A 25309-nucleotide genomic window follows, 5' to 3' on the forward strand; every position below is an offset into this window, starting at 1 on the left:
GCATGACCCGCCTGATCCTCGCCACCCGCAACGCCGGAAAGATCACCGAACTGAGGGCGATCCTCGCCGACGCAGGACTCCCACACGACCTCGTCGGCGCGGACGCCTACCCCCACATCCCCGACGTCAAGGAAACCGGCGTCACCTTCGCCGAGAACGCCCTGCTCAAGGCGCACGCCCTCGCCCGGGCCACCGGCCTGCCCGCCGTCGCCGACGACTCCGGCCTCTGCGTCGACGTCCTCGGCGGCGCCCCCGGCATCTTCTCCGCCCGCTGGGCCGGCCGCCACGGCGACGACGCGGCCAACCTGGAACTGCTGCTCGCCCAGCTCGGCGACATCGCCGACCCGCACCGCGGAGCCCACTTCGCGTGCGCGGCGGCCCTCGCCCTCCCCGACGGCACGGAGCGCGTCGTCGAGGGGCGCCTCCCCGGCACCCTCCGCGCCGCCCCCTCCGGCACGAACGGCTTCGGCTACGACCCGATCCTCCAGCCGGCCGGCGAGACCCGCACCTGCGCGGAACTCTCCCCCGAGGAGAAGAACGCGATCAGCCACCGGGGCCAGGCGTTCCGCGCCCTGGTCCCGGCGGTACGGGAACTGGTGGGCTGAGGGCGCGCACGGGAAAGGCCTGCGTCTCGATCGCCCGAGACGCAGGCCTTCTTGTGCGGCGGAAGGGATTCGAACCCTCAAGCCGTTTCACGGGCCACAGATCCTAAGTCTGCCGCGTCGCCAGTTGCGCCACCGCCGCCGGTCGCGTGCCATGGTACCGGCCGGGGGACCGGGGCAGAGCCAGGGGACATGCCTCAGGCCGCTGCGCGACCCGGGGCACCTCCACGGCACCAGGTGCTCGTGACCGCACGGCAGTTGGGGCACAGCAGCCGCCCACGAGACTGCCTTACCGGATCAGAACCTCGGGGACGGGGTCCGGGCCTCCACCAGTTCCGCCGCTTCCTCCGGGGTGCCCACGGCGGGTGGGGAGCCGGCCAGGGGCCTGCGGGCCGTTTCCTTCATGCAGGCGACGGCGACGACACCGACGAGCGCCGCGGCCATCGCGTAGTACGCGGGCATCATGTCGCTGCCGGTGACGCTGATGAGGGCGGTGATGACCAGCGGGGTCGTGCCGCCGAAGAGGGACGCGGAGAGGTTGTAGCCGACGGAGAGGGAGCCGTAGCGGACCTGGGTGGGGAAGAGCGCGGGCAGGGCCGCGGACATCGTGCCGAGCATGCAGACCAGGGAGAGGCCGAGCATCAGCATGCCCGCCGAGACGCCAACCAGGCTGCCCTGCTTGACCAGCAGGAAGGCCGGGACGGACAGGAACAGGAAGCCGAGCATGCCGGCCATCAGGAGCGGCTTGCGGCCGTAGCGGTCGGAGAGCGTGCCGACCCGGTTGATGACCAGCATCAGGACCAGCATGGTGACGATGAGGACCAGCAGGCCGTGGGTCTCGCTGTAGCCCATCTCGTCGGACAGGTACGTCGGCATGTACGACAGCAGCATGTAGTCGGTGATGTTGTACGCGCCGACCAGGGCGACGCAGAGGATCAGCGTCGGCCACTGGTCGCGGAAGATCCTCGCGAGGTCGCCCTTGGCGGTGGCCCCGGCGGGGGAGGCCGCGCCGGGCACCTGGTGCGCGGACTCGTCCGCCAGCTTCTGGAAGGCGGGCGTCTCGTCCAGCCGCAGCCGCAGGTACAGCCCGACCAGGCCGATGGGCCCGGCGACCAGGAAGGGCACGCGCCAGCCCCAGGACTCCATGCCGTCGCTGCCGAGCAGGCTGGTCAGCAGCGTCACCAGGCCGGCCGCGCCGACGTATCCGGCGAGCGTGCCGGACTCCAGGAAGCTGCCGTAGAAGCCGCGGCGCCTGTCGGGGGCGTACTCGGCTATGAAGGTCGACGCGCCGCCGTACTCACCGCCCGTCGAGAAGCCCTGGACGAGGCGGAAGAGGATCAGCAGGACCGGGGACCAGAAGCCGATCGTGGCGTACGAGGGGATCAGTCCGATGGCGAAGGTGCCGACGGCCATCAGGATCATCGTGAGGGCGAGGACCTTCTTGCGGCCGATCCGGTCGCCCATCGGGCCGAACACCATGCCGCCCACGGGCCGCACCAGGAACGAGACGGCGAAGGTCGCGAAGGAGGAGAGCAGCTGGACGGTGCCGTTCCCGGACGGGAAGAAGACGTGGCCGATGGTGACGGCCAGGTAGCTGTAGATGCCGAAGTCGAACCACTCCATGGCGTTGCCGAGCGAGGCCGCGTTCACGGCCCGCCTGACCGCCCGGTCGTCGGTGACCGTGATGTCGGTGCGCCGCAGGGGCGGGTTCCTGCGCCTGGTGGCCGCCCGGAAGAGCGTCCGGTGGCGCTTCACTGCCTCGGGGTCGGCGGTGACCCCGTCGGGTCCGGGCCCGGTGGCCGCCATGGAGGGATCCTCTCGTCGCTGGATCGCTTGGTCCAGCGGATCACCTGCTCGATGGTGGCGACCGCAAACGAAGGTCCCCGGCGGGAGGGACCTTCGTCACAGGGCCGTCAGATGCCGAGGTCCTTGATGATCTTTGCCACGTGGCCGGTCGCCTTCACGTTGTACAGGGCCCGTTCGACCTTGCCCTCCTCGTCCACGATCACCGTGGAGCGGATGACGCCGACGACCGTCTTGCCGTACAGCTTCTTCTCGCCGAAGGCGCCGTACGCCTCCAGGACCGACTTGTCGGGGTCCCCGACCAGCGTCACCTTCAGGGATTCCTGCTCGCGGAACCTGGCGAGCTTCTCGGGCTTGTCCGGGGAGACCCCGATGACGTCGTAGCCGGCGCCCGCCAGCACCTCGAGGTTGTCCGTGAAGTCGCAGGCCTGCTTGGTGCAGCCGGGGGTGAGGGCGGCGGGGTAGAAGTAGACGATGACCTTGCGGCCCTTGTGGTCGGCAAGGGACACGTCGTGGCCGTCGGCGTCCGGCAGGGTGAAGGCGGGGGCGGTGTCGCCGGGCTGGAGTCGCTCGCTCATCGGTACCTCACGTGACAGGGGCGGGTTTCGGGGAACGAGCCTAATGGGCTTCCGCGCGTCCGACAGGGGGTGCCGTGGGGTGCGATCGCCCGCGAGCTGACAGACTGTCGACCGGAGACAGTCCGGAGAACAGAGTTACGTCGCAACGACCACGGAGGCAGCGCGGTGTCGGATACGTCGAGAACGTCGGATACCAGGACTCCGGCGCAGATCGAGGCGGACATCAAACGCCGCCGGGAAGTCCTCGCCGAGACGCTGGACGAGATCGGTGTGCGAGTCCATCCCAAGACCATCGCCGGGGACGCCAAGGCCAGGGCCGTCTCCCACATCGACCACACGCTCGGCCGCGCCTATGTCGGCGTGAACCGGGTCGTCGGCGATGTGCGGGCGCAGTTCGTCACCGAGGAGGGCGCGCCGAGGCTGGAGCGCATCGTGCCGGTGGCGCTGCTCGCCGTCGGGCTGGTGGGTCTGCTCACGCTGGGCCCGCGGCGTCGCAGGCGTTGACCCGCTTGCGTACGGGAGCGGCCGGGGCGGGTAGGTTCGTGGCGTGAGCGAGAAGACCCATCACGACGACAAGCTGCCCATCCGGATGCTGCACGACCGTGTGCTCGTGCGGCAGGACGCCGCCGAGGGTGAACGGCGGTCGGGCGGCGGCATCCTGATTCCCGCGACCGCGGCCGTCGGCCGGCGCCTCGCCTGGGCGGAGGTCGTGGCGGTCGGGCAGAACGTGCGGACCGTGGAGCCGGGTGACCGGGTTCTCTACGATCCCGAGGACCGTGCCGAGGTCGAGGTGCGGGGCACCGCCTACGTGCTGATGCGTGAGCGGGATCTGCACGCGGTGGCCGCGGACCGCTTCGAGGGGTCCGAGGACTCCACGGGGCTGTATCTGTAGACAGGTGTCGCGAAGGGGCCGGTGACCGTGGTCACCGGCCCCTTCGCCGTGCCCTTCGCCCGGTTGGGGGTATCCCCGGCGAGACGCGCCGTACCGGGTCTGTCGGTCCGTACCGGGTCTGTCGGTGGGGGCTCTACGGGCGTCTGCCTGGGGGCCGGTTGAACACCCCGGCCGCCGTGCCGGCCGTGTCGCCGCCGTCCGTGGTGCCGCCGGTGTCGGTCGTGCCGCCGTCGGTGGCGCCTCCGGTGTCGGTGCCGCCGATGTCGGTCCCGCCGGTGTCCGTGGTGCCGCCGTCCGTGGTGCCGCCGTCGGTCGCGGTGCCTCCCGTGGTGGGCGTGCTGCCGGTCGTGCCCCCGGTGCCGGGGGTGCCGGTGGTGCCACCGGTCTCCGTGCCGCCGGTGGTGGGGGAGGCGCCGGTGGTGCCGCCGGTGTCCTGGCCGCCGGTGCCGGGGGTCTGGCCGGTGGGCCCGGTGGAGGGGAGCTGCGGCTCCTGCGCGCCCGCCTCCACCTCCAGGTCGAAGTCCTTCGCCGGGGTGCCGATGAGGGCGTTCCTCGTGTACTGGGCCCAGATCTGTGCCGGGTAGCCGCCGCCGTTGATGCGGGCCTGGCCGAGCGCGCCGTACAGCGGTTTGTGCGCGCCCGTGTCGGGGTCCTGGCCCATCACGGCGACGACCGTGGCGAGGTCGGGCGTGTAGCCGGCGAACCAGGCGGCCTGGTCCTCCTCGGCGGTGCCGGTCTTGCCTGCGGCGGGACGGCCCGCGGCCTGCGCGGCGGTGCCGGTGCCGCCCTCGACGACGCTCTGCAGGACGGAGGTCGTGGTGTCGGCGGCCTCCCGGTCGACGGCCTGCTTCGTGCCCCGGCCGGGCAGGAGCACGTTCGCGGCGCCGTCCTTGCCGATGTCCTCGACGAGGGTGTACGTACCGTGCCTGCCGTGGTTGGCGAGGGTCGCGTAGGCCTGCGCCATGTCGAGGACGCTGGCGGTGGCCGGGCCGAGCGCGATGGAGGGGGTGGCGGTCAGGTCGGGGGTGGTCGCCGGGATGCCGAGGGCGACGGCGGTGTCCTTGACCTTCTCCGCGCCGACGTCGACGGCCATCTGCGCGTACACCGCGTTGACCGACTTGTCGGTGGCGCCGCGCACGGTGATCGGCCCGTAGGAGACGTTGTCCTCGTTCTCGGGGGCGTAGGTGCCGCCGCTCCAGCCCTGCACGGGGCGTTTGTCGGTGCCGTCGTAGACGGTGTTGGGGGTGATGGGGCGGCCGTCCTGGGTGGTCGCGGCGTTCTGCACGGCCGAGGTGAACACGAACGGCTTGAAGGTGGAGCCGACCTGGTAGTCGCGGCGGGTGGCGTTGTTGACGTACTGCTTGGTGTAGTCGATGCCGCCGTACATGGCGACGACCTTGCCGCCGGCCGGGTCGATGGAGACGCCGCCCGCGCGGACGTAGGTGTCGACCTTGCGGTTCTTCTTGTCGAGCTGGTCCATGACCTGGTCGTCGACGGCCTTGACGAGGGCGTTCTGCTTCTTCTTCTGCAGGGTCGTGGTGATGCGGTAGCCGCCGGTGGCGAGGGTGTCCTCGTCGATGATCCGGTTGCCGGTGAGGTAGTCGCGGACGGCCTGGACGAGGTAGCCGCGCTGTCCGGACATCCCGGCGGAGCCCTTGGCCTCCTTCGGCGTGGGGAAGTCGACGGCGGCGCGGGCGGACGGGCTGAGCCAGTCCTTCTTGACCATGCCGTCCAGGACGTAGTTCCAGCGGGCCAGGGCGGCGGACTTGTTCTCGGGGTGGGCGATCACGTCGTATTCGCTGGGCGCGTTGAGCAGCGTGGCCAGGTAGGCGCCCTGGCCCGCCGTCAGGCGGTCGGCGTCGACGCCGTAGTAGGCCTGGGCGGCGGCCTGGATGCCGTACGCGTTGCGGCCGAAGTAACTGGTGTTGAGGTAGCCCTCGAGGATGTCGTCCTTGCTCTTCTCGCGGTCCAGCTTGATGGAGATGAAGAACTCCTTCACCTTCCGCGAGACGGTCTGTTCCTGGCCCAGGTAGTAGTTCTTCACGTACTGCTGCGTGATCGTCGAGCCGGACTGCCTGCCCTTGCCGGTGACGGTGTTCCAGCCCGCGCGGACCATGGCCTTGGGGTCGACGGCCGACTCGGTGTAGAAGTCCCGGTCCTCGGCGGCGAGCACGGCGTGCTGGGTGTTCGCGGCGATCTCGGCGAGGGTGACGTTCTCCCGGTTGACCTCGCCGTCGCGCGCGAGCTGGCTGCCGTCCGCGTACAGGTACACGTTGCTCTGCTTGACCGCGGCGGCGTTCGCGGGCGGGATCTTGACCAGGTAGTAGCCGAGCGCGAAGAGTCCGACGAGGAGCAGGATCAGGCCGACGAACGTGCCGAGCACCATCCGCCAGGTCGGGAAGAGCCGGCGCCAGCCGGTGCGCCGGCGCTTCTTGGCGGGCGTCGGCGGGGCCTGCCCGGGCTCTTCGGGCGGCCGGCCCTTGCTGCTGTCCTGCGGCTGCGGCTCGTCGCTCATCTCGGTGCCGGACTCCTGTTTCGCGTCGTACGGATGCGTACGACCTCGTACGTCTTGTGCGCCCCCTCTTGAAGACTCTCGCACCGGGCGTTCCGTTCCCCGATCCCGGGACGTGTCGCGGCGGAAAAATGCGTCGCACGCCAGGTCACCCCGGGACTACGCTCGTGCGCTTCGGTCCGGAGCGGAGGGAGGCCGGTTTCGTGGGGACAGCGCGGTTGTACGCGGCCGTCGCCGTGAGCGGGTTCAGGCGGTATGCCACCTATCGGACGGCCACGGCGGCCGGTGTCTTCACCAACACCGTGTTCGGGCTGATCCTGGCGTACACCTATCTGGCGCTGTGGCACGAGAGGCCGCACTTCGGGGGGTACGGCCAGGCGCAGGCGCTGACCTACGTGTGGCTGGGGCAGGCGATGCTCATGGTGGTCGCCGTGATGGGGGGCGGCTTCGAGGACGAGCTCATCGAGCGCATCCGTACCGGCGACATCGCGATCGACCTGTACCGGCCCGTCGATCTCCAGGCGTGGTGGCTGGCCGCGGACGCAGGGCGGGCGCTGTTCCATCTGCTGGGGCGGGGGGTGGTCCCGATGGTGTTCGGCGCGCTGGTCTTCGACCTGGCGCTGCCCGCCGACCCGCTGGCGTGGCTCGCGTTCCTGGTGGCGGTGGCGCTCGGGGTGGCCGTCAGTTTCGCGATCCGCTTCCTGGTGGCGCTGTCGGCGTTCTGGCTGCTGGACGGTGCGGGCGTGGCTCAGCTGGCCTTCCTGGCGGGGATCTTCTGCTCGGGCATGCTGCTGCCGCTGAACGTCTTCCCGGGTGTGCTCGGCGAGGTGGTGCGCGTGCTGCCGTGGGCGTCGCTGATCCAGGCGCCGGTGGACGTCCTGCTCGGCCGGCGGGATCCGGCGGCCACGTACGTGTTCCAGGCGGCCTGGGCGGTGGGGCTGCTCGCGGCCGGCCGGCTGCTGCAGGGCGTGGCGACCCGGCGGGTGGTGGTCCAGGGTGGCTGACAGCGGTCCGCTCGTGGACGGCGCGTCCGGGCGGCTGCGGGACGCCCTGCGCGCCTACCGCATGATCGCCGCCATGTGGATCCGTTCCACGATGGCCTACCGCGCGTCCTTCATGATGACGGCGGCCGGCAACTTCGCCGCGACGGCACTCGACTTCACGGCGATCCTGCTGATGTTCTCGCAGGTCGACCGGCTGGGTGGCTACTCGCTGCCCGAGGTCGCCTTCCTGTACGGCCTGTCGGGGTCCGCGTTCGGGCTGGCGGACCTCGCGATGGGTTCGATGGACCGGCTGGGCCGGCGGGTGCGTGACGGCACGCTCGACACACTCCTGGTGCGTCCCGCGCCGGTGCTGGCGCAGGTCGCCGCGGACCGCTTCGCGCTGCGCCGCCTGGGCCGGATCACGCAGGGGCTGCTGGTCCTCGGCTACGCGATCGCCGCCCTCGACATCGCCTGGTCCCCGGTCAAGGTGCTGATGATCCCGGTGACGCTGCTGAGCGGGGGTGCGATCTTCGCGGCGGTGTTCGTGGCGGGCGCGGCCTTCCAGTTCGTGGCGCAGGACGCCTCCGAGGTGCAGAACTCCTTCACGTACGGCGGCAACACGCTGCTGCGGTACCCGCCCACCGTCTTCGCCGAGGACCTGGTGCGCGGGGTGACCTTCGTGCTGCCGCTGGCCTTCGTCAACTGGCTGCCCGCGCTGTACGTGCTGGGCCGGCCCTATCCGCTCGACCTGCCGGTGTGGACGGCCTTCGCGCCGCCGCTGGTGGCTGCGGGCTGCTGCGCGCTCGCGGGCCTGGCCTGGCGGGTGGGTCTTCGTTCCTACCGGAGTACAGGGAGTTAGCGGACATGGACCGTCAGGACATCGCCCCGGCCGCCGGGCGCGGAGCGTGCGGAAAGCCGGCCGCCGGGCGCGGAACGGACGCAGAGCCGGCCGCCGTGCGCGGAACGGACGCAGAGCCGGCCGCCGGGCGCGGAACGGACGCAGAGCCGGCCGCCGGGCGCGGAGCGTGCGGAAAGCCGGCCGCCGGGCGCGGAACGGACGCAGAGCCGGCCGCCGTGCGCGGAACGGACGGAAGGCCGGACGCCGGACGCGGAGCGGACGGAAAGCCGGACGTCGGGCCGGGGCGGCGGCCGGAGCGTGCCGGGGGAACAGCTCCGGCGGCCGGTGCGCCGGCTGCGGCGGATCGCCGCTTCATCGAACTCGACGGCGTCGAGAAGGTCTTCGACGTGCGCCGCAGGACCGGGTTCTGGCGCGGCGAGCGGCGGCAGGTGCGGGCGGTCGACTCCCTGTCGTTCACCGTGTCGCGGGGCGAGATGGTCGGTTACATCGGTCCGAACGGCGCGGGCAAGTCGACCACCATCAAGATGCTGACCGGGATCCTGACGCCCAGCGGTGGCCGGCTGCGGGTCGCGGGCATCGACCCGTCCCGTGAGCGGACCCGGCTCGCGCAGCGGATCGGCGTGGTCTTCGGGCAGCGGACGACGCTGTGGTGGGACCTCCCGCTGATCGACTCGTACCGGCTGATGCACCGCATGTACCGGATCCCGGACGCCCGTTACCGGGAGAACCTCGACCGCTGTGTCGAACTCCTGGAGCTGGCGCCCCTGTTGGACGTGCCGGTGCGCCAGTTGTCGCTGGGGCAGCGGATGCGCGGTGACATCGCGGCGGCGCTGCTGCACGACCCTGAGGTGCTCTACCTCGACGAGCCGACGATCGGGCTCGACGTGGTCTCCAAGGCGAAGGTCCGTGCGTTCCTGCGCGATCTGAACGCGGAGCGCGGCACGACGGTACTGCTGACCACGCACGACCTCACCGACATCGAGCAGTTGTGCCGCCGCGTGATGGTCATCGACCACGGGCGGCTGATGTACGACGGTCCGTTGGCCGGGCTGCACGAGGTGGGGGAGGGCGAGCGGACGCTGGTGGTGGACCTGGAGCGTGAACTGCCGCCGATCGAGGTGGAGTCGGCGCGTGTGGTGAAGGTGGAGGGGCCGCGGCAGTGGCTGGCCTTCCCGGCCGCGCAGTCGGCCGCCCCCTTGGTGGCGCGGATCGCGGCGGAGTATCCGCTGGTGGATCTGTCGGTCCGCGAGCCGGACATCGAGGCGGTCATCGCGCAGATGTACGCGGACAGGACGACCTCGTAGGCTGCTCGGCATGACGGACGAACTCCCTGGACTCCGGGCCTCCGACGCCGATCGTGAACGGGTCTCCGAGCAGTTGCGGGACGCTCTCGCGGAAGGCCGCCTCGACATGGCGGAGTTCGAGGAGCGGCTGGACGCCACGTACCGGGCCCGCACGTACGGGGAGCTGGCGCCGATCACCCGCGACCTGCCCGGTGCGGCGGCCCTCGCACCGCTCTCCCTGGCCAAGTCGCCGCACCTTGACGGCGGTTGGGGTGGGCGGATCGTCGGGGGCGAGGGCTCCTCCGCCTGGGGTGTCGCCGTCCTCTCGGGGTTCGAGCGCAAGGGACGCTGGACCGTGCCGCGGCGTTTCACGTCCGTCGCGTTGCTGGGCGGCGGGGACATCGACCTGCGCGAGGCGGACTTCGCCGGCCGTGAGGTCGTCCTCAACTGCTTCGCGGTCATGGGCGGCGTGAACATTCTCGTACCGCCGGGCGTCGAGGTCGTCGTGCGCGGCATCGGCGTCATGGGCGGCTTCGACCACCGCGAGGACGGCGTTCCGGGCGACCCCGGCGCGCCGCGCGTGGTCGTCACGGGCTTCGCCTTCTGGGGCGGGGTGGGCGTCCAGCGCAAGACGACGAAGGCCGAGCGGCTGCGCCTGAAGGAGGAGCGCCGCCGGCAGAAGCTGGAGCGCAGGGCGGCCCGCAAGGAGCTGAGGGGCTCCGGCGAGGCCGAGGACACCGGCGGTCCCGACCACTTCGACGACTTCACCGACCGGGACGGCGACCACGGCTCGTACGGCGACCGCCGGGCGGAGCGGCGCGAGGACCGCACGAGGCGCCGGCACGAAGGCCGCTGACCGTTCGGTGCCGGGGGCCGTGGTCCCCGGCGGCCGGACGTCCTTCTCGTCAGAGTTCCGCGGACGCCGCCCCCTTGAGGGAGCCGAGGTCGAAGGAGCGCCCCATCCTCTGGTAGCCCTTGTCACTGGGGTGGAGGTGGTCGCCCGAGTCGTAGTGGGACCGCAGCCGGCGCGGGTTGTACGGGTCGCGCAGCGCCTTGTCGAAGTCGACGACGTCGTCGTACACCCGGCCCGCCCGGATGCGCGCGTTGACGGCCTGGCGCACGGCCTCGCGGTTGTCGCTGTAGCCGCGGTGGCCCTGGAAGGGCATCAGCGTGGCGCCGACGACCCGCAGCCCGCGGGCGTGCGCCTGCCGGACCAGCTTGCGCAGCCCGGAGACGATGCGGTCGGGGTCGGCCTGGTTCGGGTTGCGCAGGATGTCGTTGACGCCGAGGTCGACGACGACGGCCCTGACGTTGGTCCGGCCGAGGACGTCCCGCTGGAAGCGGGAGAGCCCGCTCGGGTTGTCGGCCGGGCGGCCGAGGCCCGAGGTCAGCACCCGGTTGCCGCTGATGCCCTGGTTGACGACGCTGTAGCGGGGCACGTCGCCGGAACCGGCCGCATCGCGCAGCCGGTCCGAAAGTGTGTCCGTCCAGCGGGTGTTGGCCCCGACGGTGGAGGTGACGCCGTCGGTCAGCGAGTCACCGATCACGACGACCGTGCCGTCCGCCTCGTTGCTCAGCACGTCCAGGGCGGTCAGATAGCGCCAGTACGGGGTCTGCGAGGTGTACGCCGTGCCGGTGACGTCCTCGGCGCGGTCGCCCTCGGCGGTGTACGAGATCTGCCGCGCCTGGGGGTGGTAGGTGACCGGGCCCGACGGGGTCGGCGAGTAGGTGGTCACCAGGACGTCGCCGCCCCGCGGGACGGTGATCCGCACGGCGTCGCTCAGTACCTGCCGCCCGGGCGGGATGACGACCGATCCGCCGCCGGCGAAGGTGAGCCGGCGCATCGAGTCGGCGGCGGCCGCGGCGTCGCCCGGCGCCGCCGCGACGGCGAGCGTGGCGTGCGTGACCGTGAGCGGCTGCTGGCCGTACAGGTTGGACAGGGTGATGCGGGCACTCGTACCGCCCACACTCGCGTGCACGACGTTGCGTACGGAGCGGCCCGCCATGCCGTTCGTCTCGGTGCCCGGCTCGGCGCCCGCGGGGGAGGCCGACCAGGAGCCGACCCACGTGCCGGTGGACGCGGGGGCGGCCGAGTTGCGCGGGGCGCTCCCCTTGGCCGGACCGGCGGGCTCACCGCTGTCGTCGGTCGAGACACCGGCGTATATGGCGGTGGAGAACAGCACGATCACGGCGATGATCGCGGCGAGCAGGGCGCCGTGCCGTGCGGGGGACACCCCCGCACCCCCGGCGTGACGCTTGGTCATGCGGTGCGTGTCTCCTCGGACCTGGAGCCCGAGGCTCCGATGTGATGACCCCAATGATGCGTCATGGGGAAGAAGAACACCCAAAGACCCCTTGGGTCCCCGGCCGAACCCCCGTCCGGACAGACGCCGGGAACTCCTGATCCGTTCCATGAGTCGGTCAGGAAGGGACAATGTGTACGAGGTCACCGAGCGGGTGGAGCGGATGGAACGCACGAAAGCGGAAGAAACAGATGCCGAGGGACAGCATGCCCGCCCGGGTGGCCCGGTGAACCGGGCGGCCCCCGGCCCGGCCGGCCGGGCGATGACCTCCTTCAGCCCCGCCGACGAGGAGAAGCGCCGCGGGGTGCGCCGGATGAAGATCACGGCGACCGGTCTGCTGCTCCTGGTCGCCGTCGTGTACGTCCTCGCCAAGTGGGCGTCCCACCGGGGCGCGGGCGACTGGGCGGAGTACGTGGCGGCGGCGGCCGAGGCCGGCATGGTCGGCGCGCTCGCCGACTGGTTCGCGGTCACCGCCCTCTTCCGTCACCCGCTCGGCCTGCCGATCCCGCACACGGCGATCATCCCGAACAAGAAGGACCAGCTCGGCGTCTCCCTCGGCGAGTTCGTCGGGGAGAACTTCCTCTCCGAGGAGGTCGTACGCCTGCGGCTGACCGCCGTCGGCATCGGCGGCCGCCTCGGCACCTGGCTCGCCGAGCCCGAGCACGCCGACCGGGTCACCGCCGAGCTGGCCACCGCGCTGCGCGGAGCGCTGACGGTCCTGCGCGACTCCGACGTCCAGGCGGTCGTGGGGGAGGCCATCACCCGGCGGGCCGAGGCCCAGGAGATCGCGCCCGGCATCGGGAAGCTGCTGGAGCGGGTCGTCGCCGACGGCGGTCACCGGCGAGCGGTGGACCTGGTCTGCGTGCGCGCCCACGACTGGCTGGTGCTGCACGGCGACTCCGTGATGGACGCCGTGCAGGGCGGCGCCCCCGGCTGGACCCCGCGGTTCGTCGACAAGAAGGTGGGCGAGCGGGTCTACCGGGAACTGCTCCGCTTCGTCACCGAGATGCGGGACGCGCCCGCGCACCCGGCGCGCGGTGCCCTCGACCGCTTCCTCGCCGACTTCGCCTCCGACCTCCAGTCCGACACCGACACCCGGGCGCGCGTGGAGCGACTCAAGGGCGAGGTGCTCGGCCGGGGCGAGGTCCAGGACCTGATCGCCTCCGCCTGGACGGCCGTACGGGCGATGATCGTGTCCGCCGCCGAGGACGAGCGCAGCGAACTGCGGCTGCGGGTGCGGGCGTCGCTCCTGTCGCTGGGGGCCCGCATGGCCACCGAGCCCAGGGTGCAGGCGAAGGTCGACGGCTGGGTCGAGGGAGCGGCGGTGTACGTCGTGACGACCTACCGCGCGGAGATCACCTCCCTGATCACGGACACGGTGGCCGGCTGGGACGCCCAGCACACCACCAGGAAGATCGAGGCCCACATCGGCCGCGACCTCCAGTTCATCCGGATCAACGGCACGGTGGTCGGCTCGCTGGCCGGTCTCCTCATCTACGTCGTGTCGCGGGCCCTGGGAGCGTGAGCGGGCGCTCGGCGCGCATGGCGTGACCAGCGCGGATCCGGGCACCCTGAAATGGGTCACCCGCGGGTCACTCATCGGAGAGGGAGCCATGACAGCTTCAGCGACGCCGGACTCAGTGCCCGGCTCCACGGGAACCGTCACGACAGCCGTACCGGCCCGCCTGGACCGCCTGCCGTGGTCCCGCTGGCACTGGATGATCGTGATCGGCCTCGGCACCGTGTGGATCCTGGACGGCCTCGAGGTCACCACGGTCGGCAACATCGCGGGCCGCCTCTCCGAGGACGGCAGCGGACTGGCGATCTCCTCGGCGCAGGTCACCGGCATCGCGGCTGCTCTCTACGTGGCGGGTGCCTGCGCGGGCGCGCTGTTCTTCGGCTGGCTGACCGACCGGTTCGGCCGCAAGAAGCTCTTCATGATCACGCTGGTGGTGTACCTCGCCGCGACCGCGCTGACCGCGCTGTCCTTCTCCCCGTGGTGGTTCTTCGCCTTCCGGTTCCTCACCGGTTTCGGTATCGGCGGCGAGTACGCGGCCATCAACTCCGCGATCGACGAGCTGATCCCGTCCAAGTACCGCGGCCGGGTCGACCTGATCATCAACGGCAGCTACTGGCTCGGCGCGATCGGCGGCGCCCTGCTGTCCATCGTCATGCTGGACACCGACATCTTCCCCAAGAACGTCGGCTGGCGGCTGACCTTCGCCCTCGGGGTCGTCCTCGGCCTGGTGATCCTGCTGGTCAGGCGGCATGTCCCGGAGAGCCCGCGCTGGCAGTTCATCCACGGCCAGGGCGAGGACGCCGACGCGCTGGTCACCTCCGTGGAGCGCGGGATCGAGGAGGAGAAGGGGCAGCCTCTCCCGGAGCCCGCGGGTGAGATCACCATCGAGCAGCGCAAGAGCATCGGCTTCGGCCTCATCGCCAAAACGGTCTTCGGGCGCTACCCCAAGCGGGCCGTGCTCGGCCTCTCGCTCTTCATCGGCCAGGCGTTCCTCTACAACGCGATCACCTTCGGCTTCGGCGCCATCCTCACCAAGTTCTTCGACGTGCCCACCGGCAGCACCGGCTACTACTTCGCCGTCATCGCGGCCGGCAACTTCCTCGGCCCGCTGCTGCTCGGCAAACTCTTCGACACCGTCGGCCGGCGCATCATGATCTCCTCCACGTACCTGCTCTCGGGTCTGCTGCTGTTCGGCACGGCCTGGCTCTTCGACCGGGGTTCGCTGAGCGCGGTCACGATGACGGCGTGCTGGTGCGCGGTGCTGTTCTTCGCCTCGGCGGGCGCCTCCAGCGCGTACCTGACGGTCTCCGAGATCTTCCCGATGGAGACCCGCGCCATGGCCATCGCCTTCTTCTACGCCCTCGGCACGGCCGCCGGCGGCATCAGCGGCCCGCTCGTCTTCGCGGACCTCACGGCATCCGGCGTGGTCGGCGAGACCGTGCTCGCCTTCCAGATCGGCGCGGGCCTGATGTGCGCGGCCGGACTGGTCGCCGTGTTCCTCGCGGTGAACGCGGAACGCCGGTCCCTCGAGGACATCGCCACGCCGCTGTCGGCCACCGAGAAGTCCTCCGCCACGTCCTCGGCACCGGTGACGTGACCGCGGTGACGTGACGCGGGTGACGGGACACCCGGGGCGGTCGGCGGGACGCGGCCTCCCGGGTGGCCCGCGGCGGGCGGTTCGGCGGGCCGGGGGCCTGGCGTCAAGCGGGGCCGGAGGCTTCGCCGGTGTCCGAGTGAGAGAGCCTGAGTACGCGTACTCTGTCGGCCCCCGGCCCCATGGCGGAACCTCGTACGCATGACCGAGAAGCTGTTGAGCCCACTGCGAACGCGCCCCTGGCCGGAACGCTGGCTGACGCGCGTGCTCGGCGCCGCCCTCTCCGCGGCGGCGTATCTCCTCTGCCTCCCCTGGGATCCGCGCAACCGCGCCGAGAGCGCGGGGGCCGTCCAGGAGACCAGCCCGGTGACGGGCGTCGGCGGCCTGTTCCTCGCCGCCGCCCTGCTCGCCCTCGCCGCCTACTTCGGCCACCGCGACGCCCTCGCCTGGCCGCTGCTGCTGGTGGCGGTGCCACCGGCGGCGCTCCTGTACGTCTCCCTGCGCACGCACCCAGGACCGCCCGACGGGTTCGCGAACGCCTGGCCCCTGGCGTGGGCGTTCTGCACACTCCTGATCGCCACCGGAGTGCTCGTCGCGGCTGCGGTGGCCCGGCAGTTCAGGGCAGACTCGCAGGACGAGGAACCCGTGTTCGCCCGTACCTGTGACGTGTGAGGAGCCGCCGAGCATGACTGTCCGCAGGATCGTTCCGAACATCCGTGTCGAGTCCGAGGAGGCGATGGACGCCGGCCGGGACTTCTACGGCCTGCTGGGCCTCGACGAGGTGATGAACCAGGGCTGGATCGCGACCCTCGCCTCCCCGTCCCACCCCACCGCCCAGATCAGCCTCTGCACCGAGGACCGCACCGGGCCGGTCGTCCCCGACATGAGCATCGAGGTCGAGGACGTCGACGCGGTCCACGCGCGGGTGGCCGCCTCGGGCGCCGAGATCGTACGGGAACTGCGCGACGAGGACTGGGGCGTACGGCGCTTCTTCGTACGGGACCCGAACGGGCAGGTCGTGAACGTGCTGGGGCACCGCGCCTGAACCCGCCCCGGGCGGACGGACGGTGAGCCCGGCAGGACCCCGGAGCGTGCACCGCGGGGCGCCGGCTCACCGGCCGTAGAAGTACGCCGAGCCCTTCTCGATGAAGTACGAGGCGTAGACCCGGCCGAGCGCGGGCTTGCCGCGGTAGGTGCCCACGTACTGGCGGGCGCTGTCGACCACGACGGGCCGCGTCATGACGGCGAACTTGAGGCGCTGCTGCTGCTCCGCCCACTGCACGGCCGCCGGGTCGACCCGGTCGCTGACCAGCACGGGGAACGCGCCGATCCCGTTCTGCAGACCGACCGGCAGGCCGCCCTTGTTGGCCTTGGCGTACTTCATCACCTGGTCGGTGAACCCCGAGACGGCCTCGACGGTTATCTCCGGAACGGCCGCGGCCACGGTGAACAGATGCAGCCGCGTCGCCATCCAGCGCAACTTGAAGTCCGCCCGGCGCCCCACGAGGACGGGCACCCCGGCCCAGTCCTCCCAGCGCGTGGCGCATCCGTCGGCGATCAGGCGCTGTTCCACCGAGGCCAGGTAGGCCTGTGACGCCGACTGACCCGGCTGTCCCTGCTGTGCGTACATGAGCGGGATCCTATGCGCCCGTGGTGGACCCCGGTCGCACGATCATCAAAACGGTGACCGTGGCCCACAGGAGGTTGAAGATCCCGGTGAACATGGCGAGCCGGACGGTCGCGGCCCGGTCACCCGGACCCTCCAGGAGCGCGCTCTGCCGGGGCAGGACCAGCGCGGCCAGCACCACGGCCGCGAGCGCCGTCAGCATGATCGAGGCGATCAGCCAGGCGTCCCCGAGCACGCCCATGCTGCTCGCCGTGGCGAACCCGAAGACGGGCACGACGACGCCGACGGTGGCGTACACCCGGCAGATGCGGTGCAGCAGCCGCGTGGTCGCGAGGGCCTGCGCGTCGCCCGGCTCGGCGAGCACCTTCCGCGCGGCGGGCGGAAACAGACTCGCGGCGACGGTGACGGGCCCGACGGCGACGATGGCGGCGATGACGTGGACGGAGAGGAGGAACTTGGTCACGGGGTGACGGTAGGAGCGGGGGCGGATCTTGTGGAAGTGGCGATATTGCCAAGGGGTAACGGATTCTCGCCAGGAGGAACGGCCGCGCGTCCTTCGTCGCCGGGGCGCGGGGCGCGGGGCGCGTGGTGCGCGTCGATCGGGGGTCGGTCAACCGCTGTGCATCGCTGTGTACCGCTGTATGTCGCTGTGTACCGCGGGCCTGGCCGCCGAGGGTTCGGATTCCGTGGGCCGCTTGGCCGGAATCCTGTGGACGCCTACGCTCTCGCCATGCACACCGTGGCCGTACTGGCGCTCGACCAGGTCGTCCCGTTCGACCTGTCCGCCCCGATCGACACCTTCGGCTGGGCCCGCCTGCCCGACGGCCGCGAGGCCTACGGGGTCCGGGTCTGCGCGGCTGAGAAGGAAGTGAGCGCGGGCCCGTTCGCGGTGCGCGCCCCGTACGGCCTCGACGCGCTGGCGGGGGCCGACACGATCGTCCTGCCGGGCGTGGCCGACCCGACCGCCCCGCTGCCGCCGGGCGTGCCGGAGGCGCTGCGCGCTGCCGCGGCGAACGGCACCCGCATCGCGTCGATCTGTGTGGGCGCCTTCGTCCTCGCCGCCACGGGCCTCCTGGACGGGCTGCGCGCGACCACGCACTGGATCGCGGCCGCCGACCTGGCCGCGAGGTATCCCGCCGTCACCGTCGACCCGAACGTCCTCTACGTCGACAACGGCCAGTTCCTCACCTCGGCCGGGGCCGCGGCGGCAATCGACATGTGCCTGCACATGATCCGCCGGGACCACGGCTCGGCGGTGGCCGCACACGCGGCACGGATGTCCGTCGTACCGCTCGAACGGGAGGGCGGGCAGGCCCAGTTCATCGTCCACACGCAGCCCCCGGCCCCCGCGGGCAGCACGATGGAGCCCCTGCTGCACTGGCTGGAGGAGAACGCCGGCGACGACCTGACCCTCGAGAGCATCGCCGCCCAGGCAGGCATGAGCACCCGCACGCTCAACCGCCGCTTCCGCGAGCAGACGGGCACGACGCCGCTGCAATGGCTGCACCGGGCCCGGGTACGCCGCGCCCAGTACCTCCTGGAGACGACGACACACCCCGTCGAACGCATCGCCGTCCAGGCGGGCTTCGGCTCCCCGACGGCGTTCCGGGACCGCTTCAAGAGGGTGGTCGGCACGAGCCCCCAGGCATACCGGCGGGCGTTTCAGGGTGTGAGGGCGGCCTGACCGGTCTCTCGGCCTGCGCTCAGCCCCGCCGGTCGGCGACGGCCCAGGAGGCGAGAGCCACGGCGCCGGCGACACCCAACACGGCGGGCCAGGCGCCCACCTTCTTGGCCAGCGGATGCGATCCGGCGAAGGCGGCGACGTACGCGGCGGTCAGCGCCCCGGCGGCCTTCCCGCCCGCCTGCTGCCGCCACTGCTGCGCCGCCGCGGCACCGGCGGCGGCCAGCACGACCCCGCCCAGCTGCCGCTTCTTCGTCCAGCGGGCGACCCCGTACCCCCCGACAAGCCCCCCGGCGGCCACCACCGCGGCCGGAACCTTCGCCATCGCTGCCTCCGCTGCTGCTACGTCAGTCGAACGCGACCGAGGCTAACGCGTGGGCGCGGGGGCTCGGCGACCGCATCACCGGTGCGTGCCGGTGCCGGTGCCGGTGCCGGTGCCCGTGCCCGTGTCCGTGCCCGTGCCCGTGCCGGGAGGTGTGCCCGTATTGAGGGCGTGGGCGTGGGCGTGGGCGGGGGCGGCCGGGCCGGGGTCGTGCCCGTGGCCGCAGGCCATAGACCTACAGTCGGATGCATGACCAGCAGGACCACCCCGCCCCGCCCGCTCGACATCGAGGAACACTTCCCGGAGTTGGCGGCGCACCGAGGGACGACGACCCGGCTGCACCCGAGGCCGGGCACGCCCGACGCGACGATGAGCTCGGTGGGCGGCCCGCTGCTGTGGCCGGTGGACGAACCCTGGCCCGTCTGTACGGAGTCGCACGGGCGCAACCACGGCAGGCGCCCGGCGGACATCCACGAGGAGCGCCGGATCCGGGCCCGTGCCTGGGCCCGTGACCCAGCCACCGGCCCCACCGAGGAGGAACGCCGGCTCCTGACGGAACTGAGCCGGGAACACCGCGTGGCGGACCTGGCGGACACCGACCCGCTGCCCATGATCGGGCTGGCCCAGCTCTACCGGCGGGACATCGCCGACCTGCCGCCGGGACCGGACGACTGCGACCTGCTCCAGATCTTCTGGTGCCCTTTCGACCGGCACGGCGCAAGCGGCTACGGCATGGCACTGCACCTGCGCTGGCGCCGCTCGCGGGAGGTGACGAACCCGCTGGCCACGCCCCCGCAGCCGGAGGTGGTCGGCTACGCGGGGTACGTCCCGGAGCCCTGCGTACTGCACCCGGAACAGGTGACGACGTACCCCTTCGCCGGCCTCCTGCCGGAGGAGCTGTGCGCCCGGATCGACGCGTGGGAGGAGGCACTTGAGGAGTCGGCGCAGGCTGCACACGAGGACATGACGGACGAGGTACAGAGCTGGGACATGACGGACGAGGTACAGAGCTGGGACACGGAGGCGGAGTACGAGGAGTGGGCCAGGGCGCGCGAGGCGAAGGCCCCGCCCGAGCCGCCCGCCTACCAGTACGACCTCTCCATCCCGCCGGGCTGGCGCGTCGGCGGCTTCGCGTCCTGGCACCTCACGGACCCGTCCCCCATGGACTGCCGCACCTGCGGGACCCCGATGGACCTGCTGCTCACGATCGACAGCTCGGAATGGGACGGCGGCAGCGGCAGCTGGACCCCGGTGGAGGACCGTGACCTCCCCACCCACGGCTCCGTCACCCCGACCGAGGTAACAGTGGGCCGCTGGGGCGAACTCAACATCTTCACGTGCCCGACGAACTCGGCCCACGGCCACCGTTACAGCATTCAGTAGGGCTCACGTCATTCGACGCTTCGCAGTTCCGACAGTCGGGCCAGTCGCTGCCGCCCCACCTCGATCAGGTCGGCCACGGCTTGTGGCGCACAGAGGTCACCGTTGTGGCGCGGCGCCATTACCCAATAGGTTCCCGGTGGTTCGCGACGGTCGATGCGCGGCACGCCCAGATAGACGCCAGGCCCCAAGCAAGGGGCGACGTCGTCATGGACCCATACGAGATCGGAGTGGCGTGGGATCAGGGCGTAGTACGTGACCCCACTGACCCGACGATCGTGAACGATGGGCCCGGGAAGCAGAGCCCTGATTCGTTCGGCCACTTGAGACGGATCGTCGGAGTCGACGGCGGCGTGAACGATGTCCGCGTGCATACGTACAGCGGCGAAGCGCCTGCCGAGCGGTACCAGGGCGACGCCCATCGTCGCCCACTCCGTCCACACCTGCTCTGGCATCGGGTGCTCGCGCGTGAGCCACTCGGCGATGGTTCTCTCTGTCGTCCGCTGTGTGTCCATGGCGTACCCCTGTCGTCATTCGTCGCTGTTGCGAGTTCAGCGTGTACGCACAGCACGTCACAATCGAGGGCTTGAACCGGTCGTCAACGGGACATGGAAAGGGCCTAGTTGACACCTGCGAGTGAGGAGGTGTCGTGCATGGGACTTTCTGTGGGACAGTCGACGCAGTCTCTCTGAGGAGGTATCCGTGCCTCGTCCCATGGGCAACGTCCGCTTGAAGGCCGCTCGCGTGGCCGCCGGCTACAACTCACAGCAAGATTTGGCCGACGCCTTGACCCACGCAGCCAACAAAATTGGTGTCCGCGGTCTGTCGGTCGGCGTGCGTCAGGTCAGACGCTGGGAGTCCGAGAGCCCCCCGTGGCCTCAGCCGGACTGCCAGCGGGTTCTGGTCCACTTGCTTGGGCAGCCCATGGAGTCGCTCGGGTTCACTCCTCCCTGGGGCCCGGACGAGGCGCAGCCGGCTCGTACGCATCGTGTTCCATTGGCTGGTGCGGCAACTGTGGTCAACGCTGCCGCTGTTCCGGGCAGGACGTCCGCAGCGAAACAACCCGCCACGGTCGGAGCGGACTTCGAATCCGTGACCCGATCGCACCGTCGGCTGTACTGGTCGGTCGCTCCGGCCGTGTTGCACCCTGCTGTGCTCGCACATGCGGCACTGGGATGTGCGCTGTTGTCGGAGACGAAGGACCCCACCCGACGCACGGTTGCCGCAGCGCTTGCTGAGTCGTACCTGTTGGCCGGGCGGATCGAGTTCTTCGACCTTCGAGAGCCGACCGGGGCGAGCGACACACTGCTCGCGGCGCTCCAAGCCGCGGGAGAGGCCGACGACCCATTGCTCGGCGCGGCAGTCATCGCCCACATGGCCTTCATTCCAGGCTGGGCGGGTGACCGAGATGCGGCGCTCGAGCGGATGGTGGCAGCCCGCACCTATGCCCGCCGCGCCCCCGCCTCGGCGGAGTTCCTGGCTTGGCTCGATGCGGTCGAGGCGGAGTGCGAGACCAGATGCGGGAACACGCGTACAGCGTTGAACTTGATCGGTCACGCCGAAGACACACTGACCATGGGCAATGAGCATGCGTCGCCGCCCTGGATCGATTGGTTCTCACCGACTCGCCTGGCCGCGTTCAAGGGGAATACGCAGTTGATGGCGGGGCATCTGCCCCAGGCCCGCGAGACGCTGCTCCGGGTCCTGGACGAACTCCCCGCCGCCGAGGACAAACAACGCACGGTCGTGTTCGGCGACCTGGCTGCCGTGGAGGCCGCGTCAGAGAGCCCCGAGTTGGCATGCGAGTACGCGTGCCGCGCCCTCAACCAACTGAACCTCACTTGGTACGCGACTGGCATGGACCGCGTACGGGAAGTCCGCCGCGCTCTCACGCCGTACCAGCACGAGCGTTGCGTCCGTGAGTTCGACGATCGGCTCTACGCCTGGTCGACGACCGTCAGCGCGTTGAGTCGTTGAAGCTGGAAATCGACCCGGCGAGTTCGAGAAGACCTAGGACGCGGAACGTGGGCAACTCGACGGCATCCGAGTCACCCCACTGAATTGTGGCCCAAGGCCCACGGCGCACGAGTGCGGTGCGCATCCCGGCCTCGGCGGCGGGGCGGATGTCGTTGTCGCAGCGATCTCCGACGTAGAGGATCTCGTCAGGCTCGAACGGTACTGCGGCCGCCACCCGCTTGAAGAACTCGGGATCGGGCTTCGCGGCACCCCAGTCGTCAGAGGTGCCGATCAGATCGACGTCCTCGGAGAACAGCGAGCGCAGAATTCGCCCCGCCCGCACGGTCTGGTTACCCGCGATGCCGAGCCACAGCCCGTCGGCACGAAGCCGTGCGAGCGCAGGACGGACGTCCTCGTACAGATCCTCTTCACCGAAGGTCTCCGCCTGCCCGGCAGCGGCCCGCTTCTCCCGCTCCTCATACAGGTCGAAGCCGGGTCGAAACTCCTGAAACGTCTCACGGTAGTCGCGCCCCTGGGCGATCACTGCCCCGAACATCGCATCGAAGGTGTGCCGGGGCACACCCAGCCAGTCGGCCCAAGTCCCGTACTCCCGAGTCTCGTCCACGAGGCATTCACCCACGTCGAAGACCACTGCACGAATCATGGGAGCAGACTAGCGAGTAGTCGAAGGCATAGCAGTGAGTGTCTGTTCACTGGGCATGTGTCCAGAACGGTGCCTCAGACACCAGGCAGGTGCTCGGCCAGAGTCCCTTACACGTTCACGCAGGCGGTAACAGAGGCGCGCCTGTCGGATGTTGGACGTTTTGTGTCCATAGTGGCTTCTCCCCGCAATGTGACCATTCGGCCGCTTGGTTCCAGCACGGTTCCACAGCGAGTGCCCTTGCCTGGTCGTGCCCTGGTTCAGAATGGCGTCAGCTGTGACCGCTGTACAACCTCCCTCGGCGAGACAGTTGCATCTTAGAGACCGCCTACCTCATCAGCTCCAGCTGAAGTTGATCACCATAGACGACGGCTCACCGTCTCACTCGTCCCGCCGACAGGACCTCCGCCATTTGGCCGGCTCGTTGAGGAACGCTGGCCTCCACTAACGGACGATCTCCTCAACTCCGTGCGCCCGGAGGTGACTTGCGGCAGAATGATCACCTCAAGTCAAGGTGCGTTGCAAAGGGGACGGAAAAAGTGACGAGACCATACAAGATGGAGTTTGATCCTGCCACGATTAAGCACCTTGGCGTCCAAATGTATTCAACTCTCCCTCCAGTGATATCTGAGTTGATTGCGAACGCTTGGGACGCTGGGGCAAGTAAAGTCGAGATCAGCATTCCCGATAACCGCGTGACGGACACTTCCGTCATCGTCGCTCACGACGATGGAGACGGGATGAGCGATGATGAGGTTCGACAAAATTACTTGCTGGTGGGCCGAGACCGTCGCCAGGTAGAAGGAAAAGGAGAGAGGGAGACTGCCCCGTTCCGCCGATACATGGGAAGAAAGGGTCTAGGGAAATTCTCTGGATTTGGTATTGCTCGACAGATAGAAGTTGAGAGCGTAAAGGAGACAGCCACAACTCGGTTCGTGATGGATTATGATGAACTCGAGGCAGCAGCTAATAAGCGGATTGCCGAGTTCGATCCGATGCAACCCAGCGGTAACGTCTCTCACGGAACGAGAATAACGCTTAGGAAAATCGAGAAGTTTCGCAAGCGAGCGGTCTCGATCGGATCCCTGCGGAGGCACATAGCGCGCCGATTTGCTGTGATTGACGAGGACTTCCAAGTTATAATAAATGGTGATCCGATCACGTCTGAGGAGCGAGATCTCAAGTCATTGCTTGCTAGGGATGTAAATGGTGACCCCTATATTTGGAACTATGACGAGGAGATTTCCCCTGGTACCGGCTGGCGTGTAAAGGGGTGGATTGGGGCACTTCCTCACTCCAGTGGTGCCGATGATGGTATTCAGCGGGGGATTTCAATTATGGCCCGCGGGAAACTCGTCCAAGAGCCCTTCTGGTTTGAAGCCAGCACCGGTCAACAATATGCCCTGGCTTATCTGATCGGCGAGCTAAACGCAGACTTTGTGGACGAAGAGGAGGATACTGTCGGAACGGCGCGAACTTCGCTCGTGTGGGATACGGAAAGTAATACTGCTCTTCTCGAATGGGGTAGTAGGCAGGTAAAGAAAGTCTCTCGCAACTGGTCCGAAAAGAGGCGATACGACAATCTTAAGCAACTAGAGGAAGCGCCAGTTTATAAGGACTTCATAGAAGCAACCGCGGGTTCCGAGCACAAAAGAGCCCGCCGAGTGGCCGACAAACTGGTTCGGGCTGCCGTGGGTGGCAATTTGGTCGGGCGGGACGAAGAAGCGCGCAGCATAGTGAAATCATGCATCGACTTCCTTGAGTTCGATGCCTTCTGGGAAATAGCCGAGGAGGTTAGTGAAACGGAACTAAAGGACCCTGCGCAGCTCATCTCCCTCTTCCGCGAGTGGGAAATAGTAGAAGCAAAGGAAATGTCAAGGGTCACGCGAGGGCGCATCGCTACGATCGAGAAACTGGAGGGTATGATTACAAATAATGCTCTCGAGGTTCCCGATTTGCATAATTTCTTCAAGGAGTTCCCTTGGGCTCTGGATCCGAGGTGGCACCTTGTTGCGGACGAGGTGCGCTACAGTCGACTGCTCCGTGACCACTTTCCGGACTCCGACCTGCCTGAGAGAGATCGGAGGATAGATTTTCTTTGTGTAGCAGAAGGAAGCACGCTAGTAGTTGTTGAAATAAAGCGACCGCACTCTGTTGCAACCGCCAAGGAGTTGGGGCAGATTCGCGAGTATATTATTTTCCTGCGTCAGTTGGTCCAACGGTCGACAGACGATTCGTATCGCCCCAGCAACGTCGTCGGATACTTGTTCTGCGGGTCGATCAGTAATGACCCCGCAGTGGCAATCGAGATGGACATGCTAAGAATGACTCAAATCTACGTGCGACAGTATTCGGACCTTCTGGGAATGGTCAAGAAGAGTCACAACGAATTTCTTGAGCGCTACGAAGCTCTAAAGAGGCTCCCCAAACCCTAATTTGCTGCCCTGATCGGATCCCGCAAGAGTACTTGGCGGTGAGAACTGGGGTGAGGGTACTGGCAAGATTCCTCGTGGCGTAGAGCTCGTAACACGATCATGGGCGTGCCTTCTTGAGGCGTCTTCAGCAGATGAGGCTGCAGGCCAATGAGACGAAGGCGTTGTGGAGTTCGGTTCGGCGTTCCCAGCGGACGGCGAGGCGTTTGAACTGGTGGAGCAGGGCGAAGGTCTGCTCGACGACGTAGCGGAGTTTGCCCAGGTCCTTGATGTTCGGGGCGCCCTTGCGGGAGATGACCGGCAGGATCCGGCGGCGTCGCAG

At 69.3% G+C, this 25309-nt stretch carries 26 protein-coding genes and 1 tRNA gene; 15 read left to right on the top strand and 12 right to left on the bottom strand.

The genetic code is table 11. From position 1 onward, the window contains the following. Nucleotides 1-2 precede the first annotated feature (2 nt). The gene (gene rdgB, locus AC069T_RS31385; RefSeq protein ID WP_478785962.1) at nt 3-605 is read left to right on the top strand and encodes an RdgB/HAM1 family non-canonical purine NTP pyrophosphatase; all 603 of its coding nucleotides are present in this window, start codon (nt 3-5) and stop codon (nt 603-605) included. Nucleotides 606-659: 54 nt separating this feature from the next. Here rdgB and AC069T_RS31390 read toward each other — a convergent pair. From AC069T_RS31390 to bcp, 3 genes are all read right to left on the bottom strand, one after another. Beyond that, nucleotides 660-744, bottom strand: a tRNA-Leu gene (locus tag AC069T_RS31390). 155 nt (nt 745-899) lie between these two features. Next, the gene (gene proP, locus AC069T_RS31395) at nt 900-2408 is read right to left on the bottom strand and encodes a glycine betaine/L-proline transporter ProP (RefSeq protein ID WP_478785963.1); all 1509 of its coding nucleotides are present in this window, start codon (nt 2406-2408) and stop codon (nt 900-902) included. A 107-nt stretch (nt 2409-2515) separates the two neighbouring features. Continuing rightward, nucleotides 2516-2983 (bottom strand): thioredoxin-dependent thiol peroxidase, encoded by a 468-nt coding sequence (gene bcp, locus AC069T_RS31400; protein WP_478785964.1) that lies wholly within the window; start codon nt 2981-2983, stop codon nt 2516-2518. Between the two features lie 165 nt (nt 2984-3148). On the opposite strand from bcp, the gene AC069T_RS31405 reads away from it, so the two are divergent. Together AC069T_RS31405 and AC069T_RS31410 are read left to right on the top strand one after the other, a co-directional pair. Continuing rightward, nucleotides 3149-3487 carry a DUF3618 domain-containing protein gene (locus AC069T_RS31405; protein ID WP_478785965.1) on the top strand — a complete coding sequence of 113 codons (339 nt, stop codon included), beginning with the start codon at nt 3149-3151 and terminating at the stop codon, nt 3485-3487. Nucleotides 3488-3530: 43 nt separating this feature from the next. Next, entirely contained in the window at nt 3531-3875 is a 345-nt protein-coding gene (locus AC069T_RS31410; RefSeq protein WP_355780317.1) for a GroES family chaperonin, read from the top strand. Between the two features lie 133 nt (nt 3876-4008). Here AC069T_RS31410 and AC069T_RS31415 read toward each other — a convergent pair whose 3' ends face one another. Next, nucleotides 4009-6390 (bottom strand): transglycosylase domain-containing protein, encoded by a 2382-nt coding sequence (locus AC069T_RS31415; protein ID WP_478785966.1) that lies wholly within the window; start codon nt 6388-6390, stop codon nt 4009-4011. Nucleotides 6391-6590: 200 nt separating this feature from the next. Here AC069T_RS31415 and AC069T_RS31420 point away from each other — a divergent pair, with 200 nt between their 5' ends. The 4 genes from AC069T_RS31420 (at nt 6591) to AC069T_RS31435 (ending at nt 10368) form a co-directional block, all read left to right on the top strand. Continuing rightward, entirely contained in the window at nt 6591-7391 is an 801-nt protein-coding gene (locus AC069T_RS31420) for an ABC transporter permease (RefSeq protein WP_478785967.1), read from the top strand. Beyond that, nucleotides 7384-8229, top strand: a complete 846-nt coding sequence (locus tag AC069T_RS31425) for an ABC transporter permease (protein ID WP_478785968.1) — start codon at nt 7384-7386, stop codon at nt 8227-8229. Before AC069T_RS31420 ends, AC069T_RS31425 begins: the two co-directional genes overlap by 8 nt. A 353-nt stretch (nt 8230-8582) precedes the next feature. Then, nucleotides 8583-9533, top strand: coding sequence for an ABC transporter ATP-binding protein (locus AC069T_RS31430; RefSeq protein WP_478785986.1), 951 nt, complete (start codon nt 8583-8585; stop codon nt 9531-9533). A gap of 10 nt (nt 9534-9543) precedes the next feature. Next, nucleotides 9544-10368: a DUF1707 SHOCT-like domain-containing protein gene (locus AC069T_RS31435; protein ID WP_478785969.1), complete on the top strand. Its 825-nt coding sequence runs from the start codon at nt 9544-9546 to the stop codon at nt 10366-10368. Between the two features lie 49 nt (nt 10369-10417). Here the strand turns inward: AC069T_RS31435 and AC069T_RS31440 are convergent, their stop codons facing one another. Beyond that, complete coding sequence (locus AC069T_RS31440) at nt 10418-11776, bottom strand: SGNH/GDSL hydrolase family protein (RefSeq protein WP_478785970.1); 1359 nt, start codon at nt 11774-11776, stop codon at nt 10418-10420. A 148-nt stretch (nt 11777-11924) separates the two neighbouring features. Between AC069T_RS31440 and AC069T_RS31445 the strand changes: the two genes are divergently transcribed. The 4 genes from AC069T_RS31445 (at nt 11925) to AC069T_RS31460 (ending at nt 15973) form a co-directional block, all read left to right on the top strand. Next, complete coding sequence (locus AC069T_RS31445; RefSeq protein WP_478785971.1) at nt 11925-13340, top strand: DUF445 domain-containing protein; 1416 nt, start codon at nt 11925-11927, stop codon at nt 13338-13340. Nucleotides 13341-13428: 88 nt separating this feature from the next. Next, the gene (locus AC069T_RS31450) at nt 13429-14931 is read left to right on the top strand and encodes an MFS transporter (RefSeq protein WP_478785972.1); all 1503 of its coding nucleotides are present in this window, start codon (nt 13429-13431) and stop codon (nt 14929-14931) included. Nucleotides 14932-15129: 198 nt separating this feature from the next. After that, nucleotides 15130-15600 carry a hypothetical protein gene (locus tag AC069T_RS31455; protein WP_478785973.1) on the top strand — a complete coding sequence of 157 codons (471 nt, stop codon included), beginning with the start codon at nt 15130-15132 and terminating at the stop codon, nt 15598-15600. Nucleotides 15601-15613: 13 nt separating this feature from the next. After that, the gene (locus tag AC069T_RS31460) at nt 15614-15973 is read left to right on the top strand and encodes a VOC family protein (protein ID WP_478785974.1); all 360 of its coding nucleotides are present in this window, start codon (nt 15614-15616) and stop codon (nt 15971-15973) included. Between the two features lie 66 nt (nt 15974-16039). Here AC069T_RS31460 and AC069T_RS31465 read toward each other — a convergent pair whose 3' ends face one another. Then, nucleotides 16040-16558 carry a levansucrase gene (locus AC069T_RS31465; RefSeq protein ID WP_478785975.1) on the bottom strand — a complete coding sequence of 173 codons (519 nt, stop codon included), beginning with the start codon at nt 16556-16558 and terminating at the stop codon, nt 16040-16042. Nucleotides 16559-16568: 10 nt separating this feature from the next. Further along, complete coding sequence (locus AC069T_RS31470) at nt 16569-17018, bottom strand: hypothetical protein (RefSeq protein ID WP_478785976.1); 450 nt, start codon at nt 17016-17018, stop codon at nt 16569-16571. Between the two features lie 267 nt (nt 17019-17285). On the opposite strand from AC069T_RS31470, the gene AC069T_RS31475 reads away from it, so the two are divergent. Further along, nucleotides 17286-18239, top strand: a complete 954-nt coding sequence (locus AC069T_RS31475; RefSeq protein ID WP_478785977.1) for a GlxA family transcriptional regulator — start codon at nt 17286-17288, stop codon at nt 18237-18239. A 19-nt stretch (nt 18240-18258) separates the two neighbouring features. Here the strand turns inward: AC069T_RS31475 and AC069T_RS31480 are convergent, their stop codons facing one another. Further along, nucleotides 18259-18561: a hypothetical protein gene (locus AC069T_RS31480; protein WP_478785978.1), complete on the bottom strand. Its 303-nt coding sequence runs from the start codon at nt 18559-18561 to the stop codon at nt 18259-18261. A gap of 75 nt (nt 18562-18636) precedes the next feature. Then, nucleotides 18637-18789, bottom strand: coding sequence for a hypothetical protein (locus AC069T_RS31485; RefSeq protein WP_478785979.1), 153 nt, complete (start codon nt 18787-18789; stop codon nt 18637-18639). A gap of 18 nt (nt 18790-18807) precedes the next feature. On the opposite strand from AC069T_RS31485, the gene AC069T_RS31490 reads away from it, so the two are divergent. Continuing rightward, on the top strand, nt 18808-19941 hold the full coding sequence (locus AC069T_RS31490; protein ID WP_478785980.1) for a hypothetical protein: 1134 nt from the start codon (nt 18808-18810) through the stop codon (nt 19939-19941). Nucleotides 19942-19949: 8 nt separating this feature from the next. On the opposite strand, the gene AC069T_RS31495 is transcribed toward AC069T_RS31490, so the two are convergent. Beyond that, nucleotides 19950-20453: a hypothetical protein gene (locus AC069T_RS31495; protein ID WP_478785981.1), complete on the bottom strand. Its 504-nt coding sequence runs from the start codon at nt 20451-20453 to the stop codon at nt 19950-19952. 187 nt (nt 20454-20640) lie between these two features. On the opposite strand from AC069T_RS31495, the gene AC069T_RS31500 reads away from it, so the two are divergent. Continuing rightward, nucleotides 20641-21915, top strand: a complete 1275-nt coding sequence (locus tag AC069T_RS31500) for a transcriptional regulator (protein ID WP_478785982.1) — start codon at nt 20641-20643, stop codon at nt 21913-21915. On the opposite strand, the gene AC069T_RS31505 is transcribed toward AC069T_RS31500, so the two are convergent. Further along, nucleotides 21896-22558, bottom strand: coding sequence for an HAD family hydrolase (locus tag AC069T_RS31505; protein WP_478785983.1), 663 nt, complete (start codon nt 22556-22558; stop codon nt 21896-21898). The two genes, AC069T_RS31500 and AC069T_RS31505, sit on opposite strands and share 20 nt — an antisense overlap. Nucleotides 22559-23094: 536 nt before the next feature. Between AC069T_RS31505 and AC069T_RS31510 the strand changes: the two genes are divergently transcribed. Continuing rightward, nucleotides 23095-24990 carry an ATP-binding protein gene (locus AC069T_RS31510; RefSeq protein ID WP_478785984.1) on the top strand — a complete coding sequence of 632 codons (1896 nt, stop codon included), beginning with the start codon at nt 23095-23097 and terminating at the stop codon, nt 24988-24990. Between the two features lie 124 nt (nt 24991-25114). On the opposite strand, the gene AC069T_RS31515 is transcribed toward AC069T_RS31510, so the two are convergent. Then, nucleotides 25115-25309 (bottom strand): transposase (locus AC069T_RS31515; protein WP_478785985.1); only part of this gene is annotated, 195 nt, incomplete at its 5' end.

The organism is Streptomyces sp. NPDC043867 (genome assembly GCF_056435845.1).

What these genes read in the sequence shown, in the direction of transcription:
- AC069T_RS31480 (WP_478785978.1), bottom strand. Translation starts at nt 18,561, where the DNA reads ATGGCGAAGGTTCCGGCCGCGGTGGTGGCCGCCGGGGGGCTTGTCGGG.
- bcp (WP_478785964.1), bottom strand. Translation starts at nt 2,983, where the DNA reads ATGAGCGAGCGACTCCAGCCCGGCGACACCGCCCCCGCCTTCACCCTG.
- AC069T_RS31445 (WP_478785971.1), top strand. Translation starts at nt 11,925, where the DNA reads ATGAGTCGGTCAGGAAGGGACAATGTGTACGAGGTCACCGAGCGGGTG.
- AC069T_RS31415 (WP_478785966.1), bottom strand. Translation starts at nt 6,390, where the DNA reads ATGAGCGACGAGCCGCAGCCGCAGGACAGCAGCAAGGGCCGGCCGCCC.
- AC069T_RS31435 (WP_478785969.1), top strand. Translation starts at nt 9,544, where the DNA reads ATGACGGACGAACTCCCTGGACTCCGGGCCTCCGACGCCGATCGTGAA.
- proP (WP_478785963.1), bottom strand. Translation starts at nt 2,408, where the DNA reads ATGGCGGCCACCGGGCCCGGACCCGACGGGGTCACCGCCGACCCCGAG.
- AC069T_RS31495 (WP_478785981.1), bottom strand. Translation starts at nt 20,453, where the DNA reads ATGGACACACAGCGGACGACAGAGAGAACCATCGCCGAGTGGCTCACG.
- AC069T_RS31505 (WP_478785983.1), bottom strand. Translation starts at nt 22,558, where the DNA reads ATGATTCGTGCAGTGGTCTTCGACGTGGGTGAATGCCTCGTGGACGAG.
- AC069T_RS31450 (WP_478785972.1), top strand. Translation starts at nt 13,429, where the DNA reads ATGACAGCTTCAGCGACGCCGGACTCAGTGCCCGGCTCCACGGGAACC.
- AC069T_RS31460 (WP_478785974.1), top strand. Translation starts at nt 15,614, where the DNA reads ATGACTGTCCGCAGGATCGTTCCGAACATCCGTGTCGAGTCCGAGGAG.
- AC069T_RS31490 (WP_478785980.1), top strand. Translation starts at nt 18,808, where the DNA reads ATGACCAGCAGGACCACCCCGCCCCGCCCGCTCGACATCGAGGAACAC.
- rdgB (WP_478785962.1), top strand. Translation starts at nt 3, where the DNA reads ATGACCCGCCTGATCCTCGCCACCCGCAACGCCGGAAAGATCACCGAA.
- AC069T_RS31475 (WP_478785977.1), top strand. Translation starts at nt 17,286, where the DNA reads ATGCACACCGTGGCCGTACTGGCGCTCGACCAGGTCGTCCCGTTCGAC.
- AC069T_RS31455 (WP_478785973.1), top strand. Translation starts at nt 15,130, where the DNA reads ATGACCGAGAAGCTGTTGAGCCCACTGCGAACGCGCCCCTGGCCGGAA.
- AC069T_RS31440 (WP_478785970.1), bottom strand. Translation starts at nt 11,776, where the DNA reads ATGACCAAGCGTCACGCCGGGGGTGCGGGGGTGTCCCCCGCACGGCAC.
- AC069T_RS31465 (WP_478785975.1), bottom strand. Translation starts at nt 16,558, where the DNA reads ATGTACGCACAGCAGGGACAGCCGGGTCAGTCGGCGTCACAGGCCTAC.
- AC069T_RS31485 (WP_478785979.1), bottom strand. Translation starts at nt 18,789, where the DNA reads ATGGCCTGCGGCCACGGGCACGACCCCGGCCCGGCCGCCCCCGCCCAC.